At 70.5% G+C, this 13,124-nt stretch carries 16 protein-coding genes and 1 tRNA gene; 8 read left to right on the top strand and 9 right to left on the bottom strand.

Annotated elements, in window-relative coordinates:
* The first annotated feature begins 98 nt into the window (after positions 1–98).
* Positions 99–707, top strand: a complete 609-nt coding sequence (locus QQ657_RS24010) for a hypothetical protein (protein ID WP_284744613.1) — start codon at positions 99–101, stop codon at positions 705–707.
* Position 708: 1 nt separating this feature from the next.
* Here the strand turns inward: QQ657_RS24010 and QQ657_RS24005 are convergent, their stop codons facing one another.
* From QQ657_RS24005 to QQ657_RS23990, 4 genes are all read right to left on the bottom strand, one after another.
* Positions 709–1,434, bottom strand: a complete 726-nt coding sequence (locus QQ657_RS24005; protein WP_284744478.1) for a G1 family glutamic endopeptidase — start codon at positions 1,432–1,434, stop codon at positions 709–711.
* Positions 1,435–1,662: 228 nt separating this feature from the next.
* On the bottom strand, positions 1,663–2,718 hold the full coding sequence (locus QQ657_RS24000; protein ID WP_284744477.1) for an ABC transporter substrate-binding protein: 1,056 nt from the start codon (positions 2,716–2,718) through the stop codon (positions 1,663–1,665).
* Between the two features lies 1 nt (position 2,719).
* Positions 2,720–3,586, bottom strand: a complete 867-nt coding sequence (locus QQ657_RS23995; RefSeq protein WP_284744476.1) for an ABC transporter permease — start codon at positions 3,584–3,586, stop codon at positions 2,720–2,722.
* Between the two features lies 1 nt (position 3,587).
* The gene (locus tag QQ657_RS23990) at positions 3,588–4,394 is read right to left on the bottom strand and encodes an ABC transporter ATP-binding protein (RefSeq protein ID WP_284744475.1); all 807 of its coding nucleotides are present in this window, start codon (positions 4,392–4,394) and stop codon (positions 3,588–3,590) included.
* Between the two features lie 191 nt (positions 4,395–4,585).
* On the opposite strand from QQ657_RS23990, the gene QQ657_RS23985 reads away from it, so the two are divergent.
* Together QQ657_RS23985 and QQ657_RS23980 are read left to right on the top strand one after the other, a co-directional pair.
* Positions 4,586–6,169 (top strand): sensor histidine kinase, encoded by a 1,584-nt coding sequence (locus tag QQ657_RS23985; RefSeq protein WP_284744612.1) that lies wholly within the window; start codon positions 4,586–4,588, stop codon positions 6,167–6,169.
* Positions 6,166–6,825 (top strand): response regulator, encoded by a 660-nt coding sequence (locus QQ657_RS23980; RefSeq protein ID WP_284744474.1) that lies wholly within the window; start codon positions 6,166–6,168, stop codon positions 6,823–6,825. The genes QQ657_RS23985 and QQ657_RS23980 overlap by 4 nt, the downstream gene beginning before the upstream one ends.
* Position 6,826: 1 nt before the next feature.
* On the opposite strand, the gene QQ657_RS23975 is transcribed toward QQ657_RS23980, so the two are convergent.
* On the bottom strand, positions 6,827–7,453 hold the full coding sequence (locus QQ657_RS23975; RefSeq protein ID WP_284744473.1) for a hypothetical protein: 627 nt from the start codon (positions 7,451–7,453) through the stop codon (positions 6,827–6,829).
* A gap of 128 nt (positions 7,454–7,581) precedes the next feature.
* Positions 7,582–8,400, bottom strand: coding sequence for an SDR family oxidoreductase (locus QQ657_RS23970; RefSeq protein WP_284744472.1), 819 nt, complete (start codon positions 8,398–8,400; stop codon positions 7,582–7,584).
* 133 nt (positions 8,401–8,533) lie between these two features.
* On the opposite strand from QQ657_RS23970, the gene QQ657_RS23965 reads away from it, so the two are divergent.
* Together QQ657_RS23965 and QQ657_RS23960 are read left to right on the top strand one after the other, a co-directional pair.
* Positions 8,534–9,331 carry a trypsin-like serine peptidase gene (locus tag QQ657_RS23965; RefSeq protein WP_284744471.1) on the top strand — a complete coding sequence of 266 codons (798 nt, stop codon included), beginning with the start codon at positions 8,534–8,536 and terminating at the stop codon, positions 9,329–9,331.
* 16 nt (positions 9,332–9,347) lie between these two features.
* The gene (locus tag QQ657_RS23960; RefSeq protein WP_284744470.1) at positions 9,348–9,572 is read left to right on the top strand and encodes an RNA-binding S4 domain-containing protein; all 225 of its coding nucleotides are present in this window, start codon (positions 9,348–9,350) and stop codon (positions 9,570–9,572) included.
* On the opposite strand, the gene QQ657_RS23955 is transcribed toward QQ657_RS23960, so the two are convergent.
* Positions 9,569–10,510, bottom strand: a complete 942-nt coding sequence (locus tag QQ657_RS23955; RefSeq protein WP_284744469.1) for an Ldh family oxidoreductase — start codon at positions 10,508–10,510, stop codon at positions 9,569–9,571. The two genes, QQ657_RS23960 and QQ657_RS23955, sit on opposite strands and share 4 nt — an antisense overlap.
* A gap of 102 nt (positions 10,511–10,612) precedes the next feature.
* On the opposite strand from QQ657_RS23955, the gene QQ657_RS23950 reads away from it, so the two are divergent.
* The gene (locus tag QQ657_RS23950) at positions 10,613–10,894 is read left to right on the top strand and encodes a DUF2277 domain-containing protein (RefSeq protein ID WP_284744468.1); all 282 of its coding nucleotides are present in this window, start codon (positions 10,613–10,615) and stop codon (positions 10,892–10,894) included.
* Between the two features lie 31 nt (positions 10,895–10,925).
* Positions 10,926–11,765 (top strand): patatin-like phospholipase family protein, encoded by an 840-nt coding sequence (locus QQ657_RS23945; RefSeq protein ID WP_284744467.1) that lies wholly within the window; start codon positions 10,926–10,928, stop codon positions 11,763–11,765.
* Here QQ657_RS23945 and QQ657_RS23940 read toward each other — a convergent pair.
* Positions 11,752–12,189 carry a hypothetical protein gene (locus QQ657_RS23940; protein ID WP_284744466.1) on the bottom strand — a complete coding sequence of 146 codons (438 nt, stop codon included), beginning with the start codon at positions 12,187–12,189 and terminating at the stop codon, positions 11,752–11,754. The genes QQ657_RS23945 and QQ657_RS23940 overlap by 14 nt on opposite strands.
* Before the next feature lie 67 nt (positions 12,190–12,256).
* Between QQ657_RS23940 and QQ657_RS23935 the strand changes: the two genes are divergently transcribed.
* A tRNA-Ser gene (locus QQ657_RS23935) sits at positions 12,257–12,343 on the top strand.
* A 36-nt stretch (positions 12,344–12,379) separates the two neighbouring features.
* Here the strand turns inward: QQ657_RS23935 and QQ657_RS23930 are convergent.
* Entirely contained in the window at positions 12,380–12,853 is a 474-nt protein-coding gene (locus QQ657_RS23930; protein ID WP_284744465.1) for a MarR family winged helix-turn-helix transcriptional regulator, read from the bottom strand.
* Positions 12,854–13,124 lie beyond the last annotated feature (271 nt).

Raw genomic sequence — 13,124 nt, 5'->3', positions numbered from 1 at the left:
TGGCGGGGTGGGCGGGAGCGGCCTAGCGTGGGCCGGTGACTGAAGCTGCTCTTCCCGCGTGGCGCCGGCGGACCTCCGGGGAGACCCGCTGGCCCGCGATGGGCGTCGTCGTCGCCACCCTGGTGCTGCAGGTCGCCCTGCCCGATGACATGGCGCTGCACCCCAAGTGGCTGCTGCCCGCCGTCTCCGGGCTGCTCGTCGTCGCCCTGCTGCTGGTCAACCCCGGCCGGATGACGGAGTTCAGCGCCGTCGAACGGGTCATCTCGCTGCTGCTGGTCGCGGCCGTCACCACGGTGAACGTCGCGTCCGCGGTGCAGCTGGTCTACGGCATCGTCACCAGCTCCATCGGCGACCGCGCCGGGGCCGTGCTGGTCACCGGCGGGATCGTCTACTGGACGAACATCGTCGCCTTCTCCCTCTGGTACTGGGAGTTCGACCGGGGCGGCCCGGGCCGGCGGGCCGCAGGCCGGGCCGAGTTCCCCGACCTGCAGTTCCCGCAGATGGCCGACCCGGACCTGGCGCACCAGGACTGGGAACCGTCCTATCTCGACTACCTCTACTTCTCCTTCACCAACGCGGCCGCCTTCAGCCCCACCGACGTCATGCCCCTGCGGATCTGGGCGAAGATGACGATGATGCTGCAGGCCGTCGTCTCGCTGGTGCTGGCGGTGATGGTGGTCGCCTGGGCGATCAACAACCTCAAGTAGGTCAGTGCCGCGAGATGGTGAAGCTCTGGCCGTCCGAGCCGATGGCGCCCGGGATCCAGGTGTTCGTGCCGCGGTCGTCGGCGTTCAGCGCGGACGGGCTGGTCGAGGCCAGGTTCGTCCCGTTGAACTTGACGCCGGTGAACGTGATGCCGCCCGAAATGGTCGGGTAGGAGTCGGTCGGGGACTCGATGATCGCCTCCGCCGAGGCGTGCTTCGACGTCAGCGACTTCGTGGTCGTCTTGGTCCAGCCCTTGGTCGTGTCGGACAGGTCCAGCCGGTAGGTGTTGGTGGCGGTGCGCGTCACCGTCGCGGTGATGTGGTCGCCCGCGCCGACCGACACGTTGTAGTAGACCGGCGCGGCCGGGTACATCTCGTACCAGGCCGAGTACACCGGACGCCCGCTGGAGCAGTCCGTCTCGACGCCGGTCTGTTCCACTGTGGACGATCCGTCGCCGTCGATGCCGACCCACGGCGCGAAGAGGTCGTTGCTCGACCGGCACGTCACCGTCGGCTCGGTCCAGCTCGCGGTGGCCGTGGTGAAGGAGCCGAAGCTGACGTAACCGCCCCAGTTGCCGCCGGAGAACTGGTGGCCATGACGGTGCTCATTAAAAACGTGGGAGCCGTACTCGACCGCCGCGTGGGCGGTGCCCGACACAGCGAGGCCGGCGGCAGCCGCGGCAACCGCCGTGAGGACGCGGACAGCGCGCGACGCAAGGATTCTGGACATGCGGGGACTCCGTTCACCGATGGGGACCGGGAAAACCGTGTCTCCAAGTGTTGGATTCGCGCCCGCGAGAAGGTAGCTACTTTCGAAGGGTCTTCACATTCCGGGAAATACTCACCAATTTGCCGGATTTGCGCCCGCTTGAACGAAAAGACCCGTGAAGGCCTCCGCGGGGGAAGAGGCCTTCACGGGTCCATGGCGCTCACCAACCGCCCGGTCAGGTGAGCGGGGCTACTGCTGGGCCTGCGCCCGCGCCGCGTCCACGAACTTCGTCGTGTAGGTCTGCGACAGGTCGATCTTGTCCTTCTTCGGCTTCACGTTGCTGGACGACTCGCCCAGCACCTTCAGCACGTTCTGCGCTCCCGCCGGGTCCATCCGACCGTCCGGCGTGAACATCGGCAGGCTGTCCTTCAGCGACTTCACGTACAGCGCCTTGTCCCCGCCGGCGAACGACGGCGGCATGATGTCGGCGACCTGTTCCGGTGTGTGCGTGGAAATCCACTTCAGGCTTTCGACGTACGCATTGGCCAGTTTCTGCACGATGTCCGGATACCGCTTCACGATTTCGCAGCCCATGTACAGCGAACTGGCCGGGTACAAACCGCCCAAAGCGGCTTTCGTGCCTTCGACCGTGCGCATGTCGTAGAGCACCTTCGCCTTGCCGGTGTTCGTCAGCTGCGCGATCGTCGGGTCGGTGGTCATGCCGGCGTCGATCGAACCCTGGTTCAGCGCCGAGATGAACGTCTGCCCGGCGCCGACCTTCACCGGCGTGTACTCCTTCGAGCTGACCCCGCCGCGCGAGGCGAGCGCCTTCGTCAGGAAGTCCGTCGACGAACCCAGCGACGTGACGCCGAGGTTGCGGCCCTTGAAGTCCTTGCCGGAGCGGATCTCGCCCGCCTTGCCGGTGGCGACCATCTCGGCCTCGCCCGGCACGTTCGCGAACTGCACGACGCTCTGGATGCACTGCTCCTTGGCCTGCAGGTCGATCGTGTGGTCGTAGAACCCGACGACCCCCTGCACCTCGCCGGCCAGCAGCGACGTCTCGGCGTTGGCCCCCGACGGCTGGTCGAAGAGCTCGACGTCGAGCCCCTGCCGCTTGTAGGCGCCGATCTGCTGCGCCAGCTGCCCGGGCAGGTAGATGACCTTCGAGATGCCACCGATCATGATCTTGATGTGCGGCTGGCCGGTGGTGCCGAGCGCGATCTCCCGCGAGTCGCGGCACGCCGTGACCCCGATCATGGCGACCGCGAGCGCGGCCACCACGCCGACTGTCCTCTTCAGGCGCATGTCAGATCCCCGGCCCCGCGTCGGCCGCCCGCGGCCGCCAGCGCAGCAACCTGCCCTCGGCCGTGGCGATGCCCCATTCGGCCAGCAGCGCGACGACGGTGATGATCAGCATCCCCGCGTACACCCCGGCGGTGTCGAACGTGCCCTGCGCGTTGGCGATCAAGAAGCCCATGCCCGCCTTCGCGCCGGTGTACTCGCCGACGACCGCGCCGATCAGCGCGAAGCCGAACGCGACGTGCAGCGACGACAGGATCCACGACGTCGCGCTGGGCAGCACGATCGACTTCAGCACCTGGCCGCGGGTCGCGCCGAGGATGCGGGCGTTGTCGATCACGTTGCGGTCCACCTCGCGGGCGCCGGTGAAGGCGTTGAAGAACACCGCGAAGAACACGAGCACGACGACCGTCGCGACCTTCGACGACAGCCCGAGCCCGAACCAGATCACGAACAGCGCGGCGAGCACGATGCGCGGCAACGCGTTGGCGGCCTTGATGAACGGCGCGAGCACGTCGGCGAGGTAGGCGCTGCGGCCGAGGATCACCCCGAGCACGACCCCGGCGATCGCACCGATGACGAAGCCGATCGCGGCCTCCTCGACGGTCACCAGGATCTGGTACCAGATCGAGCCGAAGTCCGTGCCGGCGCTGAACCACTCGACGAGCCGTTCCCAGATCTTCGACGGCTTCGAATAGAAGAACGGGTCGATCCAGTACGTCGCGGTCAGCTCCCAGCTGCCCAGCCACACGACGACGATCGCCAGGCGCAGCAGCCAGATGTTGCGCCGGCGCGCGGACGACTTCCGCTTCTGCTGCGCGATGATGCTCGCTTCGGTCTCGATGACCGGGTTCGGGTTCGCGGTCGGAAGCATGTCAAGCGACACTGGTCGCTCCCTTCTCACGGGCCTTGTCGACCTCGCTGCGCAGCGATTCCCAGATGTCGGCGTAGAGCTTGCGGAACTCCTCGGTGAGCCGCAGCTCCTCGACCTTCCGCGGCCGCTCCAGCGGGATCTCGAAGGTGTCCTTCACGGTAGCCGGCGAGGAAGTCAGCACGACGACCTTGTCCGCCAGCGCGATCGCCTCGTCGAGGTCGTGCGTCACGAAGATCACCGCGGCCCCCGAACCGGACCACAGGCGCAGCAGCTCGTCCTGCATCAGCGCGCGGGTCTGCACGTCCAGCGCCGAGAACGGCTCGTCCATCAGCATGATCTTCGGCTTGGTGACGAGCGTCTGGGCCAGCGCGACGCGCTTGCGCATGCCGCCGGAGAGCTGGTGCGGGTAGTACTTCTCGAACCCGGCGAGCCCGACGCGGGCGATCCAGTCGACGGCCTGCGCGCGGGCCTCGGCCTTCGACGCACCGCGGAAGCGCGGGCCGGAGGCGACGTTGTCCAGCACCGAGCGCCACGGCATCACGGCGTCGGTCTGGAACATGTACCCGACGCCGTCCGGGATGGACTTCACGTCTTCGCCGTTCACCTGCACCCGGCCCGCGGACGGCGGCTGCAGCCCCGAGACCAGCGAGAGCGTCGTCGACTTGCCGCAGCCGGTGGGGCCGACGACGGCGACGAACTCGCCGGGCTGGACGGTCATGGTCAGGTCGCGGACGGCCGTGTGCACGGAACCGGACCCGTTCGGGAACCGCTTGGTGGCTCCGGTGAGTTCGATCAGTGGGGGAACCATGGGGAGGTGACTCCTTCGTCACGTGGTGCCTGTCACGTTGGGAAGGGACGTTAAGTACGGGTGGCGGCCACGTGAAGCTTGTCGACGTTCTGCGTGCGAGCTGCGCGTTCTGAATGTTTTGCTCGTTTAGCGCACGGCCGTGAGCTGGGGGTATGTTCCGACCCATGCCAAAGTGGGCGCTCTTCCCGCGGATGCGGTTCAGCAGGCAGGTGCTGCTGCTGCAGATCGGCGTGGTCGTCCTCGTCGTCGGGATCGGCGTCGCGCTGATCAGCGTGCTCCTGTCCCGCACCCTCACCGAGCAGTACGGCCAGCGGGCACTGGCCATCGCGAAGTCGGTAGCGGCGGATCCGGTGGTGGTCGCGAACGCCGGCGCGAAGGTGCCGGGCGGCGCGCTCGAGGAGCGGGCGCTGGCCGTGACCGCGGCCAACGACGCGCTCTTCGTGGTGATCACCGACGACCAGGGCATCCGGCTCGCGCACCCGACCGAGAGCCTGATCGGCCAGAAGGTCAGCACTCCCGCGGACCGGGCACTGGCCGGGGAGGACGAGGTCAGCGCGGTCCAGAGCGGCACCCTCGGGCTGTCCGTCCGCAGCAAGACGCCGATCTGGACGCCGGACCACCGGCGGGTGGTCGGCGAGGTGAGCGTCGGCTTCGACGTGGCCGACCCGACCGGGGCGTTCAACCAGCTCCTGGCGCTCACGCTGGTGTTCGCCGGCGGCGCGCTGCTGCTCGGCGCGGGCGCGTCGGCACTGCTGAACCGGCGGCTGCGGCGCGTCACGCACGGCCTCGAACCCCACGAGCTCACCGAACTGCTCTACGAACGCGAAGCCGTGCTGCACGGGATCGGCGAAGGCGTCCTCGCTGTCGACGAAGCGAACCGCGTCTCGGTGCGCAACGACGAAGCCGAACGCCTCCTCGGCACCGAGCTCCCGATCGGCGCGACGATGGCGGAGCTGGAGCTCAGCCCGCGGGTGCACAAGGCCGTCGCCGAAGGACGGCCAGTCGACAACCTCCTGGCGGTGGCCGGGAACCGGGTGCTCGTCATCAACTCGCGCGCGGTGCACCTGGACGAGCGGCCGATCGGCACCGTGCTGACCTTCCGCGACCGCACCGACCTCGACACGCTCACCCGTGAGCTCGACGGCATCCGCGTGCTGTCCGACGGCCTGCGCGCCCAGCGGCACGAGTTCGCGAACCGGCTGCACACGCTCTACGGGCTGCTCCAGCTCGGCCACCACACCGAGGCAGTCGAGTACCTGCAGACGCTGACGGATTCGAGCTCGGCCCGGCCGAGCGAGCTCGGTGACACCGTCGCCGACCCGTACCTGCAGGCGCTGCTCGTGGCGAAAACCGAGCAGGCGCAGGAAAAGGGCCTCACGCTCAAGCTCGCCGACGACACCTGGGTGCCGACGACCGTGACCGACCCGATCGCCGCGAACACCGTGATCGGCAACCTCGTCGACAACGCGCTGCACGCGGCCCGGATGGGCCCGCGGCGGCCGGCGACCGTCGAGATCAGCCTGCTCGCCGAGGACGGCACCCTGCACCTGTCCGTTGTGGACAGTGGGCCTGGCGTGCCCGAAGACCTGCGCCGGACGCTGTTCGACGAAGGCGTCTCGACGAAGATCGCGCCCGGCCACGGACTCGGCCTGGCGCTCGCCCGCCAGGCCGCCCGCGCCCGCGGCGGCGACGTCTGGCTGGCCGGCCCCGGCGACGGCGAGACGGGTGCCCTGTTCGTCGCGAAACTGCCCGGAATGCTGACGGAGGACGGATGATCCGCACGCTCATCGTCGACGACGACTTCCGCGTCGCCGGGGTGCACGCCGGGTTCGTCGAGGAGGTCGACGGCTTCGCGGTGGTCGGCACCGCGCACACCGCGGCCGAGGCCCGCGCCCGCGTCCGGGAGCTCGCGCCGGACCTGATCCTGCTCGACGTCTACCTGCCCGACGAGTCCGGTCTCGCGGTGCTCCCGGAACTGCAGACCGACACGATCGTGCTGTCCGCGGCGACCGACAGCGCGTCGGTGGCCGCGGCGATCCGGGCCGGCGCGCTGAACTACCTGATCAAGCCGTTCACCACGCGCCAGCTCGCGGAGCGGCTGACGTCGTACGCGCGCTTCCGCGGGCTGCTCGCCGAAGACCGGGCGATGGGCCAGGACGACGTCGACCGCGCGTACCGGGTGCTGCACGACCAGGACCGCACGTCCGCACCGAAGGGCCAGTCGACGGCGACGTCCCGGCTCGTCTCGGAGCAGCTGCGGCGGGCGGGGCGCCCGCTGTCGGCGGCGGAAGTGGCCGGCGAGCTGGGCATGGCGCGGGCGACGGCGCAGCGGTACCTCACGGCGCTGGCCGAGTCGGGGACGGTCCGGATGCGGCTGCGCTACGGCGCCACCGGGCGCCCGGAGCACGAGTACCGCTGGTCCGGCGCCTGAGTCAGCGGCGGGTCGTCGTCTCCGCGCGGTACTGGTACTGCTGCATCATGCTTTCGGCGACGTTCACCCAGGACTGGACCGGGTTGGGCGTCGACGGCGTCGGCGAGGGCAGGTCGACGCGCGCCTCGTCCTGCTCGGGCACGGTCTTCTTCGCCTGCGGTTTCGCCTGCGCCTGAACGTGTTTCGTAGCCGGCTTGGCGGGCACCGGGACGAACACGGTCGTCGGGGCCGGCGTGGCCACCGGCGCCTGCGGGGCTTGGGGAGCCTGGGCCGCCGGCGCCTCGGCGACGGCCGGGCGCGCGTCCAGCTGGGCCACGTCGTCGGGCGGCGCCGAACCGAACAGGCCGCCGGAGAGCATGCCGCCACCCAGCCACCCGACGGCGACGAGCAGCACCGCGGCGCCACTGCCGAGCCACGTGCGGGCGCGCCGCCGGATCACCACCGACTTCGGCCGCAGGTCCTGGTCGCACACCGGCGGCCGGGTGTAGATCGGCTCGAGCTCGGGCAGGTCGTCGTCGGTGCGACGGCGCTGCGGCAGGCTCGCCGCGATGATGCCGGTGCGATCCAGCAACTCCACCTCGGTGTCGCCGGCCGGACGGGTCGCACTGCGTGGTGCGGTGCGAAGCATCAGGGACCTCCGGTACGGGGCTCGTGGACCTCACGCATTCTGGACCATTTCGGACGGCCCTGTCAGAAACGCAACTCCATTGAGTGAAGCGGCGAGCCGAGAACAACCCGGAAGTCGCAATCGGAAATTCAGCTTTCCCTTTGCTTGAGCCCCATGCGAGCGAGGATCGCGAGCGGTCGCTGGTACGCCGAGCCGAGCACGCGCGGGATGGCGTCGATGACGTAGGCGTCCGGTCCGATGAGGATCCGCGCCGACTTCCGCTCGATCCCGCGCAGGATCGTCTGTGCCGCCTTCTCCGGCGTCGTCCTCGCGATCCGTTCGAAGCCCTGCGCGGCCTTCTCCTGGTCTTCGGCGCCACCTCGCGAGTTGCGCACGATGTTGGTCTTGATCCCGCCCGGGTGCACGCAGCTGACCCCGACCGGGTGCCGCGCGATCAGCATTTCTTCGCGCAGGGCTTCGGTGAATCCGCGGACCGCGAACTTCGCCGCGTTGTACGCGCTCTGTGTCGGAACGCCGACGAAGCCGAAGACGCTGGAAATGTTCACGACGTGCCCGTCGCCGGAAGCGATCAGGTGCGGCAGGAAGGCCTTCGTGCCGTTGACGACGCCGCCGAGGTTGACGCCCATCAGCCAGTCGTAGTCCTCGAACGTCATCTCTTCGACGGTCGCGCCGAGCGCCACGCCGGCGTTGTTCACGACGACGTTGACGCGGCCGAACTCCTCGGCGACCTCGTCGGCGTGGGCGAGCACGGCGGCGCGGTCGGCGACGTCGAGGACGTACGGGCGGGCGTTGTCGCCGGCCAGCTTCGCCGTTTCCTCCGCGTTCGCGGCGTTGACGTCGGAGAGGGCGACGCGCGCCCCGCGCCGGGCGAACTCGAGCGACAGCGCCCGCCCGATCCCCGAGCCCGCCCCGGTGACCACCACGACCTTGTCCGCGAACTGCTTCATCGGCTCTCCTTAGGTGTTACCCACGAGTTACGGATACTAGCGGCTGAGAGGTTGCTGTGGGTGTGCCGATCGTGTCGGTGCGGCACCTTAAGGTGATGGGGACGAAGCCCGGGGCGAGGACGACGAGGAGGCGATGCACGTGCGGCGGCCCGCCGTCCTGCTCACCCTCGCCGCGGTCCTGCTGCTCGGCGCGGCCTTCGTGGTCTTCGCGAGCCGGGAGCCGCGGTCCGCGAACGCGTCGGCTCCGGACACCGCCGAGGCCGTGCCCGCGTCGACGCCGGACCTGCCCGCGGAGTCCAGCCCGGCGGTCGGCGCCTTGTTCCTCGACGGTTCGCACTACTGCACGGCCAGCGTCGTCCACAGTGACCAGGGCGACGTGCTGCTGACCGCGGCCCACTGCATCCACGACGGCGAGGGCGGCGACTACCTCACCGGCGTCACGTTCGCGCCCGCCTACCACGACGGCGTCGCGCCGTTCGGCTTCTGGACGGTGTCCGACGAGCTCGTCGCGCCCGGCTGGAGCGCGTCGTCGGACCCGGACCTCGACGTCGGCTTCGCCACCGCGCACCAGGCCGGGGCCGCGAAACCGCTGGAAAACCTGGTCGGCGCGAACACCCTCGCGACGGGCACCGACTTCGAGCAGGCCATCACGCTCACCGGCTACCCGGACGACTCCGAGGTCCCGGCCGTCTGCCGGAACACGACGACCCGCCAGGACACCTACCAGCTGAAAGTGGACTGCGCGGGCTTCCCGACGGGCACCAGTGGCGGCCCGTGGGTCACCGCGCCGGACCCGAAGACCCGCCTCGGCACGGTCATCGGCGTCATCGGCGGTTTCGAGTACGGCGGCGACGACCCGGACACGTCGTACTCGAGCTACTTCGACACGGACGTCCAGGCGCTGTACCGGCAGACGACCGCCCGCGCCTGAACGGCATGATGCGGGTATGAGCGACCCCGTCGATGTACCGATCACCGGCGAGCCGATCCGGCTCGGCCAGTTCCTCAAGCTGGCCAACCTCGCCGAAGACGGCACCCACGCGAAGGACCTGATCGACGCGGAGGAGGTCACCGTCAACGGCGAGGTCGAGACCCGCCGCGGCCGCCAGCTGACCGACGGCGACGTCGTGGCGGTCGGCGAGCATCGTGGCAAGGTCGTGCTGGTCCACTAGCCCACGCTGGTCAGCGGCGGCAGGCCGATCGACGCCGCCAGCGCGTCCAGCTCGCGGCGCACCGGGCCGGACAGGGGCACCCCGAGCGCCCGGCACTGCTCCAGGTGCTGGGCCTCGCGCCAGCCGGGGTAGCGGATCGGCGCCCCGCCCTCCCAGCCGAGCATGCTGCCGAAGAGCGCGCTGGCCGCGCGGTAGAAGCCGTCGGCGCTGCGCAGCGTCGTCGGCGCGATCGCCAGCACCAGCAGGCCGGTGTCGTGCTCGTGGTCGGCCACGCCGGAGAGCACTCCGGCGAGGACCTCGACCAGCAGCGTCAGCCCGGCGCCTTCCGAGCCGCTGCGGTCCATGTCGAAGACGAACTCGGGGTACGCGCCCCCGGGCGCGGCCATGCCCAGGGGGTTCATCGGCTGGCCGGGTTCGCCGCCCGCGGCGAGCACCAGCCCGATCATCGCGTGCGGCAGGGCCCGCGCGGCGTGGTGCCCGGCCCGGCCGAACGGCCCGATGCCGCGCAGCGAGACGAGCCCGACGCCGAAGCGGCCGGCCCGCGTCACCGCCCGGTCCATCGCGTCGCCGACCGCCCAGAGCCCCGGCGCGCGGCGGTAGTCGAGCAGCGCGGCGGCCCCGCGGTCGGCGATCATCAGCGGCTCGGCGTGCGGCACGACGTGCCCGGTCTTCAGCATCGGCAGGTGGATGCGGGTCAGGTCGGCGACGCCGGTGTCCGGCGAACCGGTCAGGTCGCCGTGGCAGAGGGCTTCCGCCGCCATGCGCGCGCGGGTTTCGGGGAAGCCGTGAGCGGCGAAGACGTGTGCCACGAGGGTGACCAGCTCGTCGGCCCGCACGCGCGGCCAGGCCTGTTCCGGGATCGGGGTTTCCGGGGTTTCTTCTTCGAGGATGCGGGGTTCGGGACGGGCGGAGCGGAAGGGACGCGGTCTGAGAGGCACTTCCCCGACACTGCCCAACTGCGGGATCCGGCGTCAACGAGGTGGGGCCGGGCCTACCCGACCGTGTGATCGAGGCGTCCGGAGAGTCGTACCCTGGGCGGCATGTGCCGAAACATCACCACCCTCCGAGGGCTCCAGCCGTCCGCGACGGGCGAGGAGATCGAGGCCGCGGCCCGCCAGTACGTCCGCAAGGTGACCGGCGTGCAGTCGCTTTCGGACGCCACGCGCGAGCCGTTCGAAGCGGCGGTCGCCGAGATCACGGAGATCACCACGCGGCTGCTGGAGCAGCTGCCCGAACGCCGTCAGCCGCCGGCGACCATCCCGCCGTTGCGCCGTCCCGAGGTGCAGGCGCGGATCGCGGCCAAGGCGCTCAAGCAGGCCTGAAACTGTCGTACCCCGTCGATAGGCTGGCCGCATGAGCGGACAGGGCTTGGTGCTGGGCGGCGGCGGAGTCGCCGGAATCGCGTGGACGACGGGGTTGCTGACCGGGCTGGCCGAGAACGGCCAGGACCTGACGGGCGCGGACCTGCTCGTCGGGACGTCCGCGGGGTCGGTCGTCGCGGCGCAGGTGACGAGCGGCACTCCGCTCCTCGAGCTGTTCGCGCGCCAGTACGACCCGGCGCGCCAGACTCCGGAGATCCCGGCCGAGATCGACTTCGAGAAGTTCGCGGCCGACTTCGGCGGCGCGGTCACCGGCTCGACGTCACCGGCCGAGGTCCGGCGCGCGGTGGGCCGGCTCGCGCTGGCCGCCGAAACGGTGCCGGAAGAGGACCGCCGCGTGGTGATCGAGGCGCGGCTGCCGGTCCACGAGTGGCCGGAGCAGCGCCTGGTGATCGTGGCGGTGGACGCCGAGACCGGCGAGCCGCGCCGCTTCGACCGCGCGTCCGGGGTGTCCCTGGTCGACGCGGTGGCGGCGAGCTGCGCGGTCCCGGGCGTCTGGCCGGCGGTGACGATCGACGGCACGCGGTACGTGGACGGCGGCGTCCGCTCGGCCGAGAACGCCGACTACGCGACGGGCTGCACCCGCGTCACGGTGGTGTCGCCGCTGGGGGTGGACGCACCGCTGCCGATGGAGAAACCGCTGCTGGAGGTGCTGGACGACCTGCGCGCGGCGGGCGCGGAGGTCGCCCTGATCACCCCGGACGAGGCCTCGGTGGCGGCGATCGGCGAGAACCCGCTGGACCCGGCGACCCGGACCCCGGCGGCGGAAGCCGGGCGAGCCCAGGGCGCGGCACTCACGCTCACCTGGAAGTAGGCCACGAGCGGCGGGCGGCCAGCCGACGAAACCCGGCGAACCCAGCGCACACGAGGCCGATGGCGGCGAACGTCACGAGCACCACCAACGGCGGCTCGTGCGCGGTGTCGACCGCGATCTGCTCGCCGTCCGGCCAGTACCGGACCTCGATCCGGGTGCCGGCGGTGTACTCGCGGGGGTTGTGGCTGTCGATCCGCACCTCCCGAAGCCGGCTGCCACCCGGCTCGTCGACGCGGACGGACGCCGTGTTCCAGTCGCTGATCCGCACCACCGTCCCGGGGGAAGTGACCGAACCCGAGTAGCTGAAGAGCACGCTCCCGAAGGCGAAGACGCCGACGAGCATGCCGAACGCCACCAGTCCCCGGCGGATCGCCCCGGCCCGCGCGAAGCCGCCGGACGTGGAGCCGTGCCGCGGTATCCCCATGACCTGAAGCACGTCCCGGCCCGGGCGCAGGTTGCCCCGGAGACGGTCGGCTACCCTCGTGGAGCGAGGTAGCGTGTCCGAGCGGCCGAAGGAACATGTCTTGAAAACATGCGAGGGGGCAACCTCTCCGTGGGTTCGAATCCCACCGCTACCGCTCCAGGCCCCGGGCGCGGAGTAACCGCGCCCGGGTTCAGCCGTCCACCTCGGACAGATGGCCCAGCACCCGGTCGAACGCCGCGGCGATAGTCGCCTGTTCCTCGGGGCTCAGCAGGTCGATGAGGTGCTCGCGCACCCCTTCCAGGTGGGTCGGCGCCGCCTTCGTCAGCAGGGCCAGGCCCTCGTCGGTCAGCTCCGTGATGACCCCGCGCTTGTCCTCCGGATCGCGGACGCGCAGGACGAGCCCCGCGTCTTCGAGCCGGCCGACCTGGTGCGACAGCCTGCTCTTCGTCGAACCCATCAGCAGGGCCAGCTCGGACATCCGCATCCGGTGCCCGGCCTGCATCTCCAGGCACACGAGCACTTCGTAGTCGGTCAGGGACACGTCGTGCTGCACGGCCAGCTCGCGGTGCAGCACCTGCCGCAGCTTCAGGGTCGCCACGATGTAGGAGCGCCACGCCGCCATCTCGGCTTCGTTCAACCAACGCACAGGCCGCTCCTCGGTCATAAGGCAGCCTAGAACGCTGATCAAGGGACCGCGCGGTCCGAGTCCGAACTGCGTGCGGGTAAAAATGCCGTCGCAACATCGCCCGAAGGTGGGGTTACGAAAAGGTTGAGACTCGGCCGGAAAAGGCGCATTCTGCTTGTGGCGGAAGGTCGGCCAGGGTATGGCGCGGCGACGATGACGTGCCGGCCCGGCTCCCCGCCGGGAGAGGTCAGGTGGTTGCGTGACGGGTGATCCTCGCGGTTGACCGCCTGCTGCGTCCCCGCGACCGGAA

This window comes from Amycolatopsis ponsaeliensis (genome assembly GCF_030182635.1).
Lineage (GTDB): Bacteria > Actinomycetota > Actinomycetes > Mycobacteriales > Pseudonocardiaceae > Amycolatopsis > Amycolatopsis ponsaeliensis.
The sequence above is the reverse complement of the archived record's forward strand: the minus strand, read 5'-3'. Positions and strand labels throughout refer to the sequence as shown.

Coding starts and splice junctions, on each gene's coding strand:
- QQ657_RS23965 (WP_284744471.1), top strand. CDS start 8,534: ATGCACGTGCGGCGGCCCGCCGTCCTGCTCACCCTCGCCGCGGTCCTG.
- QQ657_RS23930 (WP_284744465.1), bottom strand. CDS start 12,853: ATGACCGAGGAGCGGCCTGTGCGTTGGTTGAACGAAGCCGAGATGGCG.
- QQ657_RS23985 (WP_284744612.1), top strand. CDS start 4,586: ATGCGGTTCAGCAGGCAGGTGCTGCTGCTGCAGATCGGCGTGGTCGTC.
- QQ657_RS23960 (WP_284744470.1), top strand. CDS start 9,348: ATGAGCGACCCCGTCGATGTACCGATCACCGGCGAGCCGATCCGGCTC.
- QQ657_RS23995 (WP_284744476.1), bottom strand. CDS start 3,586: ATGCTTCCGACCGCGAACCCGAACCCGGTCATCGAGACCGAAGCGAGC.
- QQ657_RS23980 (WP_284744474.1), top strand. CDS start 6,166: ATGATCCGCACGCTCATCGTCGACGACGACTTCCGCGTCGCCGGGGTG.
- QQ657_RS23975 (WP_284744473.1), bottom strand. CDS start 7,453: ATGCTTCGCACCGCACCACGCAGTGCGACCCGTCCGGCCGGCGACACC.
- QQ657_RS23940 (WP_284744466.1), bottom strand. CDS start 12,189: ATGGGGATACCGCGGCACGGCTCCACGTCCGGCGGCTTCGCGCGGGCC.
- QQ657_RS24005 (WP_284744478.1), bottom strand. CDS start 1,434: ATGTCCAGAATCCTTGCGTCGCGCGCTGTCCGCGTCCTCACGGCGGTT.
- QQ657_RS23970 (WP_284744472.1), bottom strand. CDS start 8,400: ATGAAGCAGTTCGCGGACAAGGTCGTGGTGGTCACCGGGGCGGGCTCG.
- QQ657_RS23950 (WP_284744468.1), top strand. CDS start 10,613: ATGTGCCGAAACATCACCACCCTCCGAGGGCTCCAGCCGTCCGCGACG.
- QQ657_RS24000 (WP_284744477.1), bottom strand. CDS start 2,718: ATGCGCCTGAAGAGGACAGTCGGCGTGGTGGCCGCGCTCGCGGTCGCC.
- QQ657_RS23990 (WP_284744475.1), bottom strand. CDS start 4,394: ATGGTTCCCCCACTGATCGAACTCACCGGAGCCACCAAGCGGTTCCCG.
- QQ657_RS24010 (WP_284744613.1), top strand. CDS start 99: ATGGGCGTCGTCGTCGCCACCCTGGTGCTGCAGGTCGCCCTGCCCGAT.
- QQ657_RS23945 (WP_284744467.1), top strand. CDS start 10,926: ATGAGCGGACAGGGCTTGGTGCTGGGCGGCGGCGGAGTCGCCGGAATC.